The sequence below is a fragment of the Anaerosoma tenue genome (assembly GCF_023161965.1).
Lineage (GTDB): Bacteria > Actinomycetota > Coriobacteriia > Anaerosomatales > Anaerosomataceae > Anaerosoma > Anaerosoma tenue.
Genome location: NZ_JALNTY010000001.1, coordinates 482,147 through 497,827 on the forward strand (window position 1 = coordinate 482,147; position 15,681 = coordinate 497,827).

General features: G+C 65.9%; 15 protein-coding genes. 2 read left to right on the forward strand and 13 right to left on the reverse strand.

The features are described from left to right. From mraY to mraZ, 7 genes are all read right to left on the reverse strand, one after another. Entirely contained in the window at positions 1–1,044 is a 1,044-nt protein-coding gene (gene mraY / locus MSB02_RS02430) for a phospho-N-acetylmuramoyl-pentapeptide-transferase (protein WP_407653147.1), read from the reverse strand. Continuing rightward, positions 1,034–2,458, reverse strand: a complete 1,425-nt coding sequence (locus tag MSB02_RS02435; RefSeq protein ID WP_267193622.1) for a UDP-N-acetylmuramoyl-tripeptide--D-alanyl-D-alanine ligase — start codon at positions 2,456–2,458, stop codon at positions 1,034–1,036. Before MSB02_RS02435 ends, mraY begins: the two co-directional genes overlap by 11 nt. After that, positions 2,452–3,855 carry a UDP-N-acetylmuramoyl-L-alanyl-D-glutamate--2,6-diaminopimelate ligase gene (locus MSB02_RS02440; protein WP_267193623.1) on the reverse strand — a complete coding sequence of 468 codons (1,404 nt, stop codon included), beginning with the start codon at positions 3,853–3,855 and terminating at the stop codon, positions 2,452–2,454. Before MSB02_RS02440 ends, MSB02_RS02435 begins: the two co-directional genes overlap by 7 nt. A gap of 102 nt (positions 3,856–3,957) precedes the next feature. Further along, positions 3,958–5,640, reverse strand: a complete 1,683-nt coding sequence (locus MSB02_RS02445; RefSeq protein WP_267193624.1) for a peptidoglycan D,D-transpeptidase FtsI family protein — start codon at positions 5,638–5,640, stop codon at positions 3,958–3,960. A gap of 71 nt (positions 5,641–5,711) precedes the next feature. Next, positions 5,712–6,251, reverse strand: coding sequence for a hypothetical protein (locus tag MSB02_RS02450; protein WP_267193625.1), 540 nt, complete (start codon positions 6,249–6,251; stop codon positions 5,712–5,714). Between the two features lie 57 nt (positions 6,252–6,308). Continuing rightward, positions 6,309–7,256, reverse strand: coding sequence for a 16S rRNA (cytosine(1402)-N(4))-methyltransferase RsmH (gene rsmH, locus MSB02_RS02455; RefSeq protein WP_267193626.1), 948 nt, complete (start codon positions 7,254–7,256; stop codon positions 6,309–6,311). Positions 7,257–7,267: 11 nt separating this feature from the next. Next, positions 7,268–7,702 carry a division/cell wall cluster transcriptional repressor MraZ gene (gene mraZ / locus MSB02_RS02460; RefSeq protein WP_267193627.1) on the reverse strand — a complete coding sequence of 145 codons (435 nt, stop codon included), beginning with the start codon at positions 7,700–7,702 and terminating at the stop codon, positions 7,268–7,270. 317 nt (positions 7,703–8,019) lie between these two features. Here mraZ and MSB02_RS02465 point away from each other — a divergent pair, with 317 nt between their 5' ends. Continuing rightward, the gene (locus tag MSB02_RS02465) at positions 8,020–8,184 is read left to right on the forward strand and encodes a hypothetical protein (RefSeq protein ID WP_267193628.1); all 165 of its coding nucleotides are present in this window, start codon (positions 8,020–8,022) and stop codon (positions 8,182–8,184) included. A 105-nt stretch (positions 8,185–8,289) separates the two neighbouring features. Further along, entirely contained in the window at positions 8,290–9,267 is a 978-nt protein-coding gene (locus MSB02_RS02470; protein ID WP_267193629.1) for a DUF4349 domain-containing protein, read from the forward strand. Between the two features lie 106 nt (positions 9,268–9,373). Here MSB02_RS02470 and MSB02_RS02475 read toward each other — a convergent pair whose 3' ends face one another. From MSB02_RS02475 to xerD, 6 genes are all read right to left on the reverse strand, one after another. Then, positions 9,374–9,691, reverse strand: a complete 318-nt coding sequence (locus tag MSB02_RS02475; RefSeq protein ID WP_267193630.1) for a hypothetical protein — start codon at positions 9,689–9,691, stop codon at positions 9,374–9,376. Between the two features lie 4 nt (positions 9,692–9,695). Then, on the reverse strand, positions 9,696–10,649 hold the full coding sequence (locus tag MSB02_RS02480) for an ABC transporter permease (protein ID WP_267193631.1): 954 nt from the start codon (positions 10,647–10,649) through the stop codon (positions 9,696–9,698). Next, entirely contained in the window at positions 10,639–11,766 is a 1,128-nt protein-coding gene (locus MSB02_RS02485; protein WP_267193632.1) for an ABC transporter permease, read from the reverse strand. The genes MSB02_RS02480 and MSB02_RS02485 overlap by 11 nt, the downstream gene beginning before the upstream one ends. Beyond that, positions 11,763–13,325, reverse strand: coding sequence for an ABC transporter ATP-binding protein (locus MSB02_RS02490; RefSeq protein WP_267193633.1), 1,563 nt, complete (start codon positions 13,323–13,325; stop codon positions 11,763–11,765). Before MSB02_RS02490 ends, MSB02_RS02485 begins: the two co-directional genes overlap by 4 nt. Positions 13,326–13,451: 126 nt before the next feature. Further along, positions 13,452–14,537, reverse strand: a complete 1,086-nt coding sequence (locus MSB02_RS02495) for a BMP family lipoprotein (protein WP_267193634.1) — start codon at positions 14,535–14,537, stop codon at positions 13,452–13,454. 212 nt (positions 14,538–14,749) lie between these two features. Further along, positions 14,750–15,655 (reverse strand): site-specific tyrosine recombinase XerD, encoded by a 906-nt coding sequence (gene xerD / locus MSB02_RS02500; RefSeq protein ID WP_267193635.1) that lies wholly within the window; start codon positions 15,653–15,655, stop codon positions 14,750–14,752. Positions 15,656–15,681: the final 26 nt, after the last annotated feature.

Genomic DNA, 15,681 nt, shown 5'->3' on the forward strand with positions numbered 1-15,681 from the left:
TCAGAACCTCGCTCTCGTGACGAACCAGAGGGCGAAGCCCACGCCCGCAAGCGCGCCGGTCACGATCCAGAAGCGGACCATCACCTTCGTCTCGCTCCAGCCCTTCATCTCGAAGTGGTGATGAAGCGGGGCCATCCGGAAGATGCGCTTGCCTGTCAGCTTGAACGAGGTCACCTGCAGGATGACCGACAGACCCTCGGCCACGTAGATGCCGCCGAGGATCGGGGCGAGCAGCTCGGTCTTGGTCACCACGGCCAGCGCCGCTATGACCGCACCCAGGCCGAGCGACCCCGTGTCGCCCATGAAGATGTCCGCGGGATAGCTGTTGTACCAGAGGAAGCCGAGGCACGCCCCGGCGACAGCGGCGGCGAACAGAGCGAGCTCCAGGTTGTCCTGCGCGAACGCGATCGCCACGAACGCAAGCATCACGATCATCACGGTGCCCGCGGCCAGACCATCCAGCCCATCTGTGAGGTTCACGGTGTTCGAGAACGACAACACCATGAAGAACACGAGACCCAGATAGAGCCAGGGCAGCTCGAGGGAGAATCCCCCCACCGAGACCGACGACTGCCATACACCGAGGTCGATCGTCCCCACGAAGGGGATCACCACTTCCGGGCTCACGTGCGCCCAGTTGACCGCGAGCACGCCGACGGTGCTCGCCACCACGGCCTGACCAGCGATCTTCATCTTCGCCGTCAGTCCGAGCGACCGCGCCTTCATGACCTTGGCGTAGTCATCGATGAAGCCGAGCATGCCACAGCCGAGCAGCGCGACGAGCGATATGACGCCGGCGCGTCCCACCTCGCCCAGACTGAGGTACACCAAGGACACTACGAGCAGGATGAGCACGCCACCCATCGTGGGCGTCCCTTGCTTCACCAGGTGCCCCTGCGGACCGTCGGCACGCACCTGCTGCCCGATGTTCCGGAACTTCAGAAGTCTGATCCATACGGGGAACAGCACGATGGCAAGCAGCAGCGCCAGAACCATGGCGACAAGGATCTGGTAAGTGGGATAGCGAGCTATCTCAGGAAGCAGGCTGAACACGCGGGTCCATCATCCCCTCGACTACCGTCTCCAACCCCATGACGCGCGACGCCTTCACGAGCACGGTGTCACCGGGCTCGACGACGTCGTCTATCACTTCCGACGCCTCGTCGGCGTTCGCGCAGGGACGCACCACGTCTTCCGGCATCCCGGCCGCCTTCGCTCCGTCGGCGATGCGTCTGCCGAGCTCCCCCACGCTCACGAGGACATCGACCGCAGACCGCGCGACCTCTTCGCCCAACTCGAAGTGGGCCAGCTCGGTGAGCGTGCCCAGCTCGGCCATGTCGCCCAGCACCGCTATGCGGCGGCCGCGCGTTGGAAGGTCCTGCAGCGCCCCGATGGCGGCGCGCATGGATGTCGGATTCGCGTTGTACGCGTCGTTGATCACCGTCACACCGCTCGCCGACACGAACGTCTCCATCCGCCAGCGGGAGAACGTGGCTCCCTCGAGCCCTCTCACGATCTCGATGAGCGGAACGCCCAGATAGCGACCTACCGCGGCCGCCGCGAGCGCATTGTAGACGTTGTGCTTGCCCGGCACCGCAAGCGTGACCCCGGCGGCGCCCTCGGGCATGGCCAGCGTGAACGACGGCATCCCCGCCGGCGTGACGACGACATCGCACGCCGTGATGTCGGCATCGCTTCCGAGCCCGTAGGTGATGACCTCGGCGGAAGCGGTCGCGGCGAGGGTGGCCGACCAGGCATCGTCGCCGTTCACGAACACCTGCCCGTCAGCCGGGATCGCCTGCACCAACTCGCCCTTCGCCGACGCGATGGCTTCCTGGCTCCCGAGCACCTCCATGTGACTCACGCCCACGTTGGTCACGAGGCCCGCGGTGGGGCGCGCCACGTCGCAGAGGTGTGCGATCTGGCCAGCGCCGCGCATCGCCATCTCCACCACCAGAGCCTCCGTGTCGGCGCCAGCATCCATGACGGTGAGAGGCACACCCAGCTCATTGTTCCTGTTGCCGCTGGTGGCGACGACCCGCATCGTCGTGCCGAGCACGCTCCGCACGAAGTCCTTCGTGGTGGTCTTGCCGGTGGATCCCGTGATACCGATGACCGGACAGGTGAGCCTGTCCCGGTGCCACGCCGCCAACGCCTCGATCGCCGCATATGCATCATCGACCGCCACCAGGGCGGTCTCCCCGCGACCATGGGCGGCGACCGCCTCACGGACCTCATCCGCGTCCCTGGTCACCACGACCACCCGTGCGCCCCTGTCGAGCGCGTCGGGGACGAAGCGATGGCCGTCGGTGCGCTCCCCCACGAAGGCCACGAACGCCGACCCGGGTTCCACCTCGCGGGAGTCGATCGCGAGACCGTTGATCATCGTCTCCGGCGTACCGCTGATCAGCTCGCCGCCCGTGAGTTCCACCAGTGTCTCGACCGAGAGCCTCAGCATCGTGCTCTCAGCTCCTCACGAGCGACCTCTCGATCGTCGAAGTGGATCGTGCGGTCGGCGAATATCTGGTAGTCCTCGTGCCCTTTTCCGGCGATCAGGACGGCGTCCCCTTCACGCGCGATGGCGAACGCGCGCGCGATGGCGGTGCGGCGATCCACTTCCACCTCATACTCGCACGGCGTCCCCTTGAGACCGTCCTCCGTGCGCAGGATGATCCCCACAGGATCCTCGCTCCTCGGGTTGTCGCTCGTCACCACCGCTATGTCCGAGTTCTCCCCGGCGGCCTTGCCCATTAGCGGCCGCTTCTCCGGGTCCCGGTCGCCACCGCAACCGAACACGGTGATCACCCGCCCCGGCGTGATGTCGCGCACGGCGGCGATCGCCTTGGCGAGACTGTCCGGTGTGTGCGCGTAGTCCACGAGCACCACGAACGGTTGCCCTTCGTCGATCCCCTCGAGGCGACCGGGAACCTGAGGCGCCGACTCCAGACCGCGCACGACGATATCCAACCCGATACCCATCGCAAGCGCGCTTCCGGCGGCAACCAACGCGTTGCTCACGTTGTACGCACCCGCAAGCGGGAGCGTGACCTCGGCTTCGCCCTCAGGCGTCACGAGGTGGAAGGTCGTCGAATCCGCGGCCGGCCGCTCGTTCTCTGCCCGCACCATCGCCCCGGCGGCCCGCCCCACGGTCCAGACATCGTCGAGCGCGGCACCCAGCCCCGCTCCACGCGGGTCGTCGATGTTCACAACGCGCGCACCCACTTCAAGGTCGGTGAAGAGTCGTCGCTTGACCGACCAGTACTCGTCGAGCGTCCGGTGATAATCGAGATGGTCCTGCGTGAGGTTCGTGAATGCAGCGACGGCGAACCGCAGCGCATCTACCCGGTGAAGGTCGATGGCGTGCGACGAGACCTCCATGGAGACCGCCTCGACGCCCGCCTCCACCATGCGCGCGAGCAGGGCCTGCAGGTCCGCCGACTCGGGTGTCGTACGCGACGATGACTGACGCTCGCCGGCGACACGCGTCTCCACGGTGCCGATGAGGCCGGTCGTCCGACCCGCCTGTCTCAAGATGCTGTCCATGATGTAGGTCGTGGTGGTCTTGCCGTTGGTGCCGGTGATCCCCACGACATCCATGCGGCCCGACGGGTGGTCGTGGAACGCAGCTGAAGCGAGCGCGAGAGCGCGCCTCGCGTCGTCCACCACGATCTCCCACGCGGCAGTGCCGAGCGGCCGTTCGCAGACGATGGCCACCGCACCCCGCGACAGCGCATCGGCCGCGAAATCGTGCCCGTCGTGACGGTGTCCCGGTATGCAGAAGAAGACGTCTCCCGGACGCACCGCGTCGGAGCGATACGCGATCCCGGAGACGTCTGTGCCGGCGTGTCCATCCATCGACCCCGCCGCACCGCCTACAAGCTGTGAAAGCGTCCTCGTATCCACCGGTTCCCGTCGTCTCTCCGTCGAGTCATTCTACCATCGGACATGCGGTCGGCCTCACTGGCCATCCCCCTGTGACGCACCCGTTACCGGGCTTCCCGGGGGTATCTTCAGGTGGTCGACACAGTAAGCCGCGATGCGTGCGAACGTGGGCGCTGCTACCGTTCCGCCGTAGATCGCCTCACTCGGCTCATCGATGTTCACGATGATCAGCACGCGGGGGTCATCGGCAGGCAGAAAGCCCGAGAACGACGCGACGTACTTGCCCTTGGCGTAGCCTGCGACCCCGTCCGTGCGCGCCTTCTGCGCCGTCCCCGTCTTGCCCGCCACCTGATAACCAGGCACCGCAGCCGCCGCGCCTGTGCCCTCGTTCACCACGTCGGCGAGCACCACGCGCATGGCCTCAGCGGTCTCCGCGTTGATCGCGCGCTCGGTCTCCAGGACAGGACCTTCCTCCACCTCACCGCGCGTCTCCTTCAGGAAGTGCGGCGTCACGAGATAGCCGTCGTTCGCGATCGCGCTCAGCGCCCGCGCAAGTTGCAGCGGAGTCACTGAGATACCCTGGCCGAAGGTGATCGTCGCGAGCGAGGATGGCGACCACTGGTCGGTCGTGGGCAGCCATCCCTTGACCTCGCCCGGGTAGTCGACCCCTGTGACAGCGGTGAGACCGAAACGGGCGAAGTAGTCGTATAGCCCGTCTTCACCAAGGGTGAGACCGAGCTTGACGGCGCCCACGTTGGATGACTGCGTGACGATGTCGGTGAGCGACCACGTGACCGTCTCGCGTTCGTGCGATTCGTGTATCGTCCGCCCTCCCGCCTCGATGGTGGGCGGCAACTCGAAGGTGGAGTCTGGACTGTGTAGGCCCGCATCGATGACCGCCGCCGCGGTGAGCGACTTGATTGTGGAGCCCGGCTCGTACGTGTCGACGATCGAACGCGCGCGGTAGGCCTCTCCCGCCGCCTCGCTGAAGCGGTTGGGGTTGAACTGAGGGACCGAGGCCATCGCCAAGATCTCGCCGTTGCGCGGGTCCATCACGATCACGGACCCGGCCTTCGCGCCCCACTCCTCTACCGCCTCGGCGAGCGCCACCTGCGCCTGGTACTGGATGTCCTTGTCGATGGTGAGCACGATGTCCTGCCCGTCCACCGCCTCTTCCTCGTACGTGACGCCTCCCGGTATGGGGCGGCCCCTGTTGTCGCGCTCGGCGATCAACCGACCGGGCGTGCCCGCCAGGAGGTCGTCGTAGTAGAGCTCCAGGCCGGAGAGACCCTCGTCGTCGACACCGACGAACCCGAGGACCTGGCAGGCCAGCTCGTTGCTCGGGTAGACGCGCCGCGAGTCCTCGATGAACCCGAGACCCTCGACCTCATGCTCTCTCAGCGTATCCGCGAGCGCGACATCCACCTTGCGCGCGATGTAGACGAAACCCGTGTCCCGGGAGAGCTTCTCTTCGTACGACGCCGGGTCACCACCGATCGCCGATGCGATCATCTCTGCAGCCCCCGCCTTGTCGGCAACCGCGTCGGGAACGGCATAGATGGTGCGCGCCTCCATCGACTCGGCCAGGACCTCGCCTTCCCGGTCGAAGATGAAGCCGCGCTCGGGGCTGATGGTGATGTCCCGCGTGCGCTGCTCGGTAGCCGCGGCAGCATACTCGGGACCCTTGACGACCTGGATGTAGATGAGTCGGCCACCCACTGCCACGAGCATCGCCAACAGGAGGCTCAGAAGCCACAAGAAGCGCCCGGCAGATAGCGGGCGCTCCGGGCCGGCTCCGCGTCGCCGACGTCCTGTGGCGGGCGGCGCACTCATCGCAACGTACCAAGCCCCATGTCGCCGACGAGCAGCACCTCGGCCTCGCTGGCCGCAAGATCCGCCAGCGTAGCGACCACACGCTGAGCCGCCTCACGCACCGGCGCGGGCTCGGTGTCGACATCGTCGACCAGCGCGTCCTCTCCCGGGGACGCCGCAACGGCGGCCGCGGGCATCTCCAGGTAGCACACCTGGGCGGGTCTGGTCATGTTGAGCGTCTGACAGGCGAGATCCTCGATGCGCGACGGCGATGCCAGGGCGCTCCTGTCGGCTTCGAGCGTCCTGCCGACCTGGCGCTCGGCCTTCACCTCGCTCCGCAGTTCCCATGCGTCGATCGACGCCTCGGCGGCGCTCGCCGCAAGCGAGACCCGAACGACTCCTGCCGTCATGAGGATCACCATGCACGTGGCGACCAGCCTGAACGTGCCGATGGCCGCTGCACGCGTGCGGGTACGACGAGACCCACCGCGCACGACCTTGAGTGCCGGTCGCGCCGGTGCCGCGGTGCGCGTGATCTTGCGTGCCGCTGCGCCCACGGAGGTGGGCCTCCTTCCCGCTCGTCTTCCCGCCCGCAGGCGGGACCCCTTGGTGCCTTAGCGCTTCTCCGCGATCCTGAGCTTCGCGCTCCGAGACCGCGGGTTACGATCGATCTCCTCGGCCGAAGGCGTGATCGGCCGCTTGGTGACTATCCGGACTACCGGCTCCCTGCCGCACCTGCACACCGGCAGGTCTGGCGGACAGATACACCCCTGAGCGCTGTCGCGGAACACATCGCGGACGATTCCGTCCTCGAGCGAGTGGTAGCTGATGACCGCGATGCGCCCTTTCGGCGCGAGCCATGCGATCGCGCTACGGACGCCTCGCTCGAGCTGCTCCAGCTCGTGGTTGACCTCGATGCGCAGCGCCTGGAAGGTGCGCCGTGCGGGATGGCCCCCGGTCCGCCGTGCGGAAGCCGGGATGGCCGCCTTGACCACCTCCACCAGCTTGCTCGTGCTGGTGATCGGATGGGCGCCCCGCGCGGCTACGATGAAGGCTGCGATGCGCGAGGCCCACCGCTCCTCGCCGTACTCGCGGATGATGCGCGCGAGCTCGGCCTCGGAGTACGTATTGACGATGTCAGCCGCGGTAGGCTGCGACGACGAGGGATCCATCCGCATGTCCAGCGGAGCATCCTCCTGGTAGGTGAAACCGCGGCCGACATGGTCGAGCTGGGGAGATGAGACGCCAAGATCCATCAGGAACCCGTCAACATACGGGACCCTCGCCTCGAGCAACAGCTCGTCGAGGTCCCCGAAGTTCCCCTTGAGGAGCACGATCGTGGGAAGTTCCTGCTGGCCGAGGCGGAGTGTGTCTGCTGCTGCGGTGAGTGCGGCGTCATCTTGATCGATGCCCACCAGTATCCCGGTGGGTGCTATAAGCTGTGCGATCCGCTTCGTGTGTCCTGCCCCGCCTAAGGTACAGTCAACGAAGATGGAGCCGTCGTGTAAGGTCAGCTGCTGCGTGACCTCGGCCAGCAAAACTGGGGTGTGCCGGTATTCCATTCTCAAGGACCTTAGAGAATGCCGAGTTCAGCGAGTGAACTCGTCACTTCCTCGATGCGCCCTTCCGCCTCGCCGTTGTAGTCCGCCCACGCCGACGAGTCCCAGATCTCTATACGGTCGCCGTTGCCGATGACCGTGACGTCGCGTTCGAGCTTGGCGTACTCGCGAAGGTTCGCGGGTATGCTGATGCGTCCTGCCGAGTCGAGATCGTCTTCCTTGGCGCCCGCCGTGAAGAAACGCCGCACCTGGCGGAAGTCCTTGCCGAAGTCCCCCCGCTCCATCAGCTGCGCGAGGAACGCCTCGAACTCGGCGGGAGAGAACACGTACAAGCACTTCTCGATGCCCTTGACGACGACGTAGCTGCCCGCCATCTGGCTTCGGAACTTGGCAGGGAGCGACAGCCGCCCCTTGGCGTCCAGCGTGTGCTGGTGTTCGCCGAGAAACATCCGTCCTCCCCACTCCGCTGCTCATTCGGGCACCACGGTGGCGCTCCGATGTCACAACTGTATGCCACACTATCCCACTTTGCAACACTTTTGTGGTCTTTTGCTCCACTTGACACCTCTCACGCCACACACCGCTCCCCCGAACGCGCGCGAACCACACCGCCGCGGTATGCGTCTTAGTGGGTGACAGGCAGGATTCGGACCCTGACAGTGGAAGAACACGTGTGACGGGCACATCGCCCGTGCGTGTTGCCCGGTAAGGTGGGCAGCGCTAGAATCGAGGCAACACACAGGTGCGATGGAGGTGAACAGCCCCTATGTACGGATGGTTCCTGCTCGGACACAACGTCCCCGGCACCTACTACAACGTGCTCATGATCTCGTTCATCCTGGTGATCGCTGTCGCGATCGGCTTCCTCGTCTATGCGGCGAAGCAGATGAAGAAAGAAGCTGAAGCTTCGGAGAACATCGACACGAAGTAGCGCACCGCTTCCACTGTCTTGTCCGAACGCCCTGGATCCTGTCATAGCAGGTGAAAGGGCGTTCGCGTCATCACGGGTGCGAACGCGGATGAGAGGAGCTCGACGATGATCACGCTCCACCACACACGTCGATGGATGACCGTCGGCGTCGCCCTGGCGGCCATCGCCCTGCTCGCCGCCGGCTGCGGCGGCGGATCCGACATGGCCGTGGAGGAATCGGTCCGCGGTGAGTACGCGGTGACCGACTCAGCGGCGGCGCCACCCGGGGCTGATGACGGCTACTACGCGGCCGAGCAGGAGGCCGCTGCGGGCAAGGACGTGGGGGCCGACAGCGAACGCATGATCATCCGCTCGAAGACCCTCAGGCTCGAGGTCGAGAGCACCACCGAGGCGATCGACGATCTTCGCGCGTTGGTCAAGACGCACAACGGCATGATCCAGGACCTTCAGGTGGCGACCGACACCGACGACTGGCTCTACCGGTACGACGAATACGGCTCGGTCGCGGGTGACGGTGCGGCCCTCCGCGGCTGGGTCACCGTACGCATCCCCGCCGACTCGTTCGACGCCTTCATCGACCAGGCCATCGACCTCGGCGAGGTGAAGTTCCAGGCCGAGGACTCGCAGGATGTCACGCAACAGCATGTGGACATGTCGGCGCGTCTGACGAACCTCCGCGCGGAAGAGGAGCGGCTGCGCGAGTTCTTCGACGCGGCGAAGGACGTGGAGGACATGCTCGCCATCGAGACCGAGCTCAACCGCGTGCGGCAGGAGATCGAAAGCCTCGACGCGCAGGTCAAGTACCTGGAGCGGCAGGCCGCCATGGCCACCGTGACGATCGAGCTCACCGAGCCGCGCCCGGTGGTGCGGCCGCAGGGCGATGACTGGGGTTTCGCCGACGCGATCACCTCGGGCATCCGAGGAGCAGCGGACGTGCTGACGTTCCTGATCGCATTCGTCATCGGTTCCGCCCCGCTGTGGATCGGCGGACTGATCGTCTTCTTCATCGTGCGCGCCATCATCAGGAGCCGGAAGAAGAAGCGGGTCGCCGCGCAGGCGCCGACGGACGATCGGCAGGCGTGATCGACCCGTGATGCCGCGCCTCCGGATCCCGCTGTGGGCGGCGGTCGCCATTCCGGCCGCCGCCTACGCGATCCGATCGATCGTGAGAGGTTCGCTCGCCCTCGATCTACCCGAGGACGCCGTCGTGGCCGTCGTCCTCGTCGCGCTCCTGTCGCTGGCGGCGCTTCGTCGCCGCACCTCGCACGAACGCGGCGACGACTTGCCCCCCGAGATGCACGGCGGTGACGACCCCGAAGGCGGCAAGCGGTAGCGCGACGAGGTCGGATCCCGGCTCGAGCCCGCCGGTCCCGGGCGCCCCGGCTCCGCCCACGAGCGTCAGCCATCCCCCGAGCCCAACACCCAACGCGGCGCCAAGCCCCCATGAGACGGCCCAGAACAGGGCGTCGCCCGGATGTAGCCGACCGTCGTTCACCACGGGTCCCATCCCATCAGCCCTTCTTGTACGGCACCCCTACGGCCGCCGGTCCGACCGCTCTGCCGATCACACCCGCGAGCACCACCACCGTGACCACGTACGGCACCATCAGGAAGAACTCGGGCGGAAGGTCGATGACATCGCGGAACGGCTGCAGCTTGATCTGAAGCGCGTCCGCGAAGCCGAAGAGCAGAGAAGCGAGATACGAGCCCACCGGCGTCCAACGCCCGAAGATGTTGGCCGCGAGCGCGATATACCCTCGGCCATTCGTGAAACCTTCCTGGAACACCCCGACCTGCTCGATGCTCAGGTTCGCTCCCGCGAGACCGCCCAGCGCGCCGCTCATGAGCACGGCCACCCACCGGCCGCGCGCGACGCTCACGCCAGCGGTGTCCACGGCTCTCGGATGTTCCCCGAGCCCACGCAGACGCAATCCCCAACGCGTGTGATACATCGCCCACTGGGCGACGAGCGCTATGGCGATCGCAAGGTACACGAGCGGGGTGTGTGACAGGAACACCCCGTTGATCCATCTCCACACCTCACCGATGAACCCCTCGCCCATCGCCCCGAAGCTGAACACCGGCGGGAGCGTCTCGATAGGCTGGGTCGTCCCCGGGTGCCCGTACCAGAGTTCCATCAGGAACCCGGTCAGCCCCAACGCCAGCAGGTTGATGGCGGTGCCTGAGACCACCTGGTCGGCACGCAGGTTGACCGACGCGACGGCGTGCACCGCGGAGATCGCGACACCGCTGACCAGGGCGACGAGGACACCGAGCCACGGACTGCCTGTCGCCAGCACGGTGGCGGTCCCGAAGAACGCCCCCACCAGCATGATCCCCTCGAGCGCGATGTTCACGATGCCCGAGCGCTCGCAGATCGTCCCGCCTATGGCCGCGAGCGCCAACGGAGTGGCGATACGGAGTGCTGCCGCGAACAGGTCAGGCGTGATGACGTCACTCAGCACCGCCGGTCGCCTCCTTCTGACGCTTGCGGATGAACCAGTTCACGAGCCCCTCGGCGGCGACGAAGAAGATGACGAGCGCCTGGATGATCAGGATGATCTTCTGCGACACGCCCGCTTCAAGCTGCATCGTCCCGCTCCCGGCCGACAACGCACCGAACAACAGAGCGGCCGGGATGATCCCGAGCGGATGATTCTTCGCCAGCAGCGCGACCGCGATCCCCGTGAAGCCCACGCCTGCGGAGAACTGGTCGAAGATCCGATGGTGGAGCCCCATGACCTCGACGGCCCCGGCAAGGCCGGCAAGCCCACCGGATATGCACAGCGCCTTGACCGTGGTCCACTGCACGGAGACGCCGGCCGTCTCGGCCGCCCACGGGCTCAGTCCGACCGCGCGGTTCTCGTACCCGAGCGTGGTGTATCGCAGCACCAACCACACACCCACGGCGACCACGATCGCGATCAGGATGCCGACATGCGCGCGTCCCATATCCAGGAAGGGCAACGCCTCGAGAACCCCCTCCGGGAAGATCGACTGGAACCTCGGGATCTGCGCTGACGTCGTGAGCGTCTCGGTCTGAGGTATCTGACCCGGCGCCTTGAGCGGACCGGCAGTGAGCCACGAGACCACGTACCGCGCGACATGGGAGAGCATCATCGTGGTGATGACTTCGTGAGCGCCGACGCGTGCCTTGAGTATGGCCGGCACGAAAGCCCACGCCGCGCCGGCGAACGAGGCGAAGACAAGCAACACCGGTACGGTGATCAGCGGCGAGACCCCGGCCATCTGGACGCCGAGCCAGGCGGTAAGAAGACCGCCCATCATCAACTGACCCTCTGCCCCGATATTGAAGAGACCTGCCCGGAAGCCGTAGCCAACCGCCAGCCCCGCGAGTATGAGCGGCGTCGCCCTCAGTACGGTCTCCCCGACCTGCTTCGGACCGCCGAAGGCTCCCTTGAACAAGGCTGCGAACGCGGCGACCGGATCGTATCCGGAGATCCAGATGATGAGCGAGCCGACGGCGATGGCGAGGACGGCGGAGATGATCGGGGTGCCGATCTTCTGAACAGCCTCCATCCACGCACGTTGGGCGGTCACGGCATCCCTCGAGCCGCTCATGCGTCCGCCCCCGATCCGGCGGCCTGTGCGTCTCCGGCGTCATCCACCAGCTTCGCTCCTCCGCCTCCGGTCATGTAGTAGCCGAGCGTCTCCGCGTTGGCTTCATCGGCGCTGAACTCCTTGACTATCCGGCCCTCGTACATCACGAGCACGCGGTCGGCAAGCGATAAGACCTCCTCGAGCTCGAGGCTCACGAGAAGGATCCCCTTGCCTGCCTGACGCTCGGCGAGTATCTGTCTATGCACGAACTCGATCGCACCCACGTCCAGCCCGCGCGTCGGCTGAGCCGCGACCAGGAACTCGGGATCGCGACCTATCTCGCGAGCGACAACAACCTTCTGCTGGTTGCCTCCGGACAGGCTCGACGCGATGACCTTCTCCGATGGCGTACGGATGTCATAGTCGGCGATGCGCTTCTTCGCCATGGCCGTGATCTCCCGGGGGTGCATGATGCCCTTTGTGGCATAGGGCTCCACCCTATGATCGCCCAGCACCATGTTCTCGGCGAGGTTGAACGGAAGCACGAGCCCGCGCCGGTGCCTGTCTTCGGGGATGTGTGACACCCCCGCCTCGATCGTGGATCGGGCATCGGACTTCGTCAGATCCGTGCCCTTGAGCGCTATGCTGCCCGACTCGGCGTCCCGCAGGCCCACCAGTGCCTCGACGAGTTCCGTCTGGCCGTTCCCGCTGACACCGGCGACGGCGACGATCTCTCCGCCGCAGACGTTGAAAGAGATGCCTGACACGGCCTTGAGGCCGCGGTCGTCCTTCACGGTCAGATCGCGGACGTCGAGCACCGTGTCGCCGCACGAGACCGGCTCCTTGTCGATCCGAAGGACCACGTCACGGCCGACCATCATGCGTGCCAGACCGACCTCGTCGGTCTCCGACGGCCTCACCTCACCCACGACCGCGCCGCGGCGCATAACGACGATGCGATCGGCGACCGCCATGACCTCCTCGAGCTTGTGCGTGATGAAGACGACGGACAAACCCTCGTCCACGAGGGATCGAACCACCGCGAAGAGCTCGCGGACCTCCTGCGGAGTAAGGACCGCGGTAGGCTCGTCGAGGATGAGCACGCGAGCACCCTGGTAGAGCGCCTTGAGGATCTCGACCCTCTGCTGCAGCCCTACCTCGAGATCCATGACCCGGGCGTCAGGGTCGATATGCAAGCCGTAACGCTTCGAGATCTCGGCGACACGTGCCCGGGCCGCCTTCATATCGATGACCCCGAAACGTCCGGGCTCCCTGCCGAGCACGATGTTCTCGGTGACCGTCAGCGGTTCCACCAACATGAAGTGCTGATGCACCATGCCGATCCCGAGATCGATGGCCTGTCTGGAGGATCGGATCCTCACCGGCTCCCCGTCGACCAGGATCTCCCCTTCGTCCGCGGACAAGAGGCCGTACACGATGTTCATCAAGGTGGACTTGCCGGCGCCGTTCTCACCGAGCAATGCGACGATCTCGCGTTCCTCGAGCGCGAGCGACACGCTATCGTTGGCGACCACGCCCGGGAAGACCTTCGTGACGTCGCGCAACTCGAGCACCGGCATCGGCGTTCCTCTCCAACGATCGGACACCTGGTACGCGGGAGGGGCGACCCGCTCTCGCCGGTCGCCCCTCAAGTGTAGCGTATCGGACACTGCGCGGGTCTCCCGTCGCAGGTCGGTAACGCCGTCCTAGAGCTCTTCCGGAACGACCACCGCACCGCTGATGATGTCGTCCGTGGCCTTCTCTACCGCATCCTTGATCGACTGCGGGACCTTGGACTCGAAATCGTGCCACGGCGCAAGGCCTACGCCGCCTTCCTCCAGGCCGAACGTCTGCATCGTCCCGGCCGGGAAGTCTCCGTCGACCGCGGCTTTAATGAGATCGAACACCACGACGTCGATGTTCTTCATCATCGAGGTCAGCATGACGTCGCCGGAGTTCGCGATGGTGTTGTACTGGTCGGCGTCGACACCGATGAACAGTGCGCCCTTCTCCTGGCACGCACGCACCGTGCCCTCGCCGCATCCACCAGCGGCGGCGTAGATGACATCCGCGCCCTGCTCGATGAGAGACAGGCCGAGCTCCTTGCCCTTGGCTACGTCATCCCAGCTACCGGTGTACAGTCCGATGACCTCGATGTCCGGGTTCACCGACTTCGCGCCAGCCTCGAATCCTGCCTGGAACTTCCGGATCAGCGGGACGTCCATACCGCCGACGAAGCCGATGACGTTCGCGTCGTTCAGGCGCTCATCGAAACTGTCCTGCGTCGCAAGACCCGCGACCACGCCCGCCAGGTAGCTGCCCTCGTGCTCCTTGAAGCCGACGCCCACCACGTTGTCGGGAACCGGATCGAAGAAGCCGTCGATGTTGATGAACATCGTATCGGGATACTGTGGCGCGATCTTCGAAACGGTGTCGGTCAACAGGAACCCTGTGGCCACCAGCGGACTGTAGCCCGCCTGCGCCAATTGCTCGAGGTTCGGCTCGTAGTCGTTGATGGTCGCCGACTCGAGAGCCCTCACCTCGACGTTGAGCTCGGACTCGGCACGCTCGAAGCCCTGCCACGTCAGATCGTTGAACGACTTGTCGCCCAGGCCCGCCGTGTCGGTGATCATCGCGGTCTTCAGAGCGGGCTCTTCAGCGACCGGCTCCTCCTGCTCGCTCACCGGCTCGTCGGTCTCGGGCTCCTCCTCGGCCGCACAGCCGGGCACGAATGCCACCACGAGCATCAGTGCCAGGAGCAGGGTCAGGATCCTACTCGTCTTCCCGTTCACGCTGCGATCCGCCTCCTTATGCAGAAACTGGGTACGCCAGATTCATTCTACCCTCCGGCAAGGCGCTCTACCATGCCAGCGGGGGCTATTTCCTGAATCTGCGTGAACGGGACACACGGGGGTGTGAGGTCATCGCGGGGTCACGCGGAGAACCCGGCGGGAGCCGCCGCATGCAGGGCAGCGCGCGGGAGTGGAATGCGTACGGAGTGGCGCTAGCGGAGCCGGGCGCGTGGGTGGGTCGTGAGATACTCCTCACGCACATGCGTACGGTCGACGTGCGTGTACACCTGCGTGGTGCTGATGTCCGCATGACCGAGCATCTCCTGGAGGGCCCGCAGTTCAGCTCCGCCCTGCAGCATGTGAGTGGCGAACGAGTGGCGCAGCGTGTGTGGATGCAGCTGCAACCCTACCCTGGCGCCGTAGTCGCGGACGATGCCGAAGACCGCCTGTCTTGTGAGGCGTCCACCCCGGACATTGAGGAACATCGCCGACGGATCCTGGCGCGTGCTGGCCTTCTTCGCCCGCAGGTACGGACGCCCGTGACGCAGATACTCCTCGATCGCCGTGACGGCCGCGCTCCCTACAGGCACGAGCCGCTCCTTGCTCCCCTTGCCGAAGACCCGCAGGAACCCTGCCTCGGTATCGATGTGCCCGAGGTCGAGCCCGGTCAGCTCGCTTACACGGAGACCACACCCGTAAAGCGTCTCCAGCACCGCACGATCGCGGTGACCTACAGGTCCTTCAGGGAACGGCTGAGACAGCAGACGCTCGGCGTCCTCCACGGAGATCACGTCGGGAAGCCGCTCCGGCACCTTCGGCAACGTGACATCGAGGGTGGGGTGGTTGTCGGTGAGCCCCTCGCGGACGAGGTACGCATGGAAGCTCTTCACCGCGGCGACCTTGCGCTCGACGGTGCTCGCCGCCATCCCTTTCTCCTGGAGCATCGACATGAATGCGATCACGTCGTCCCGCGATGCCTCCAGCGGCTTTGTCGCGCGCCGCTCAAGATGAGCGAAGTATGCGTTCAGGTCGCCCCTATATGCGCTTATGGTGTGACTCGATGCACCTCGCTCAACCGCGAGGTAGCCGAGGAAGTCGTCGAGCAGCGTCGTATCCATGCGGGAACAATACCATACTTTCGGAG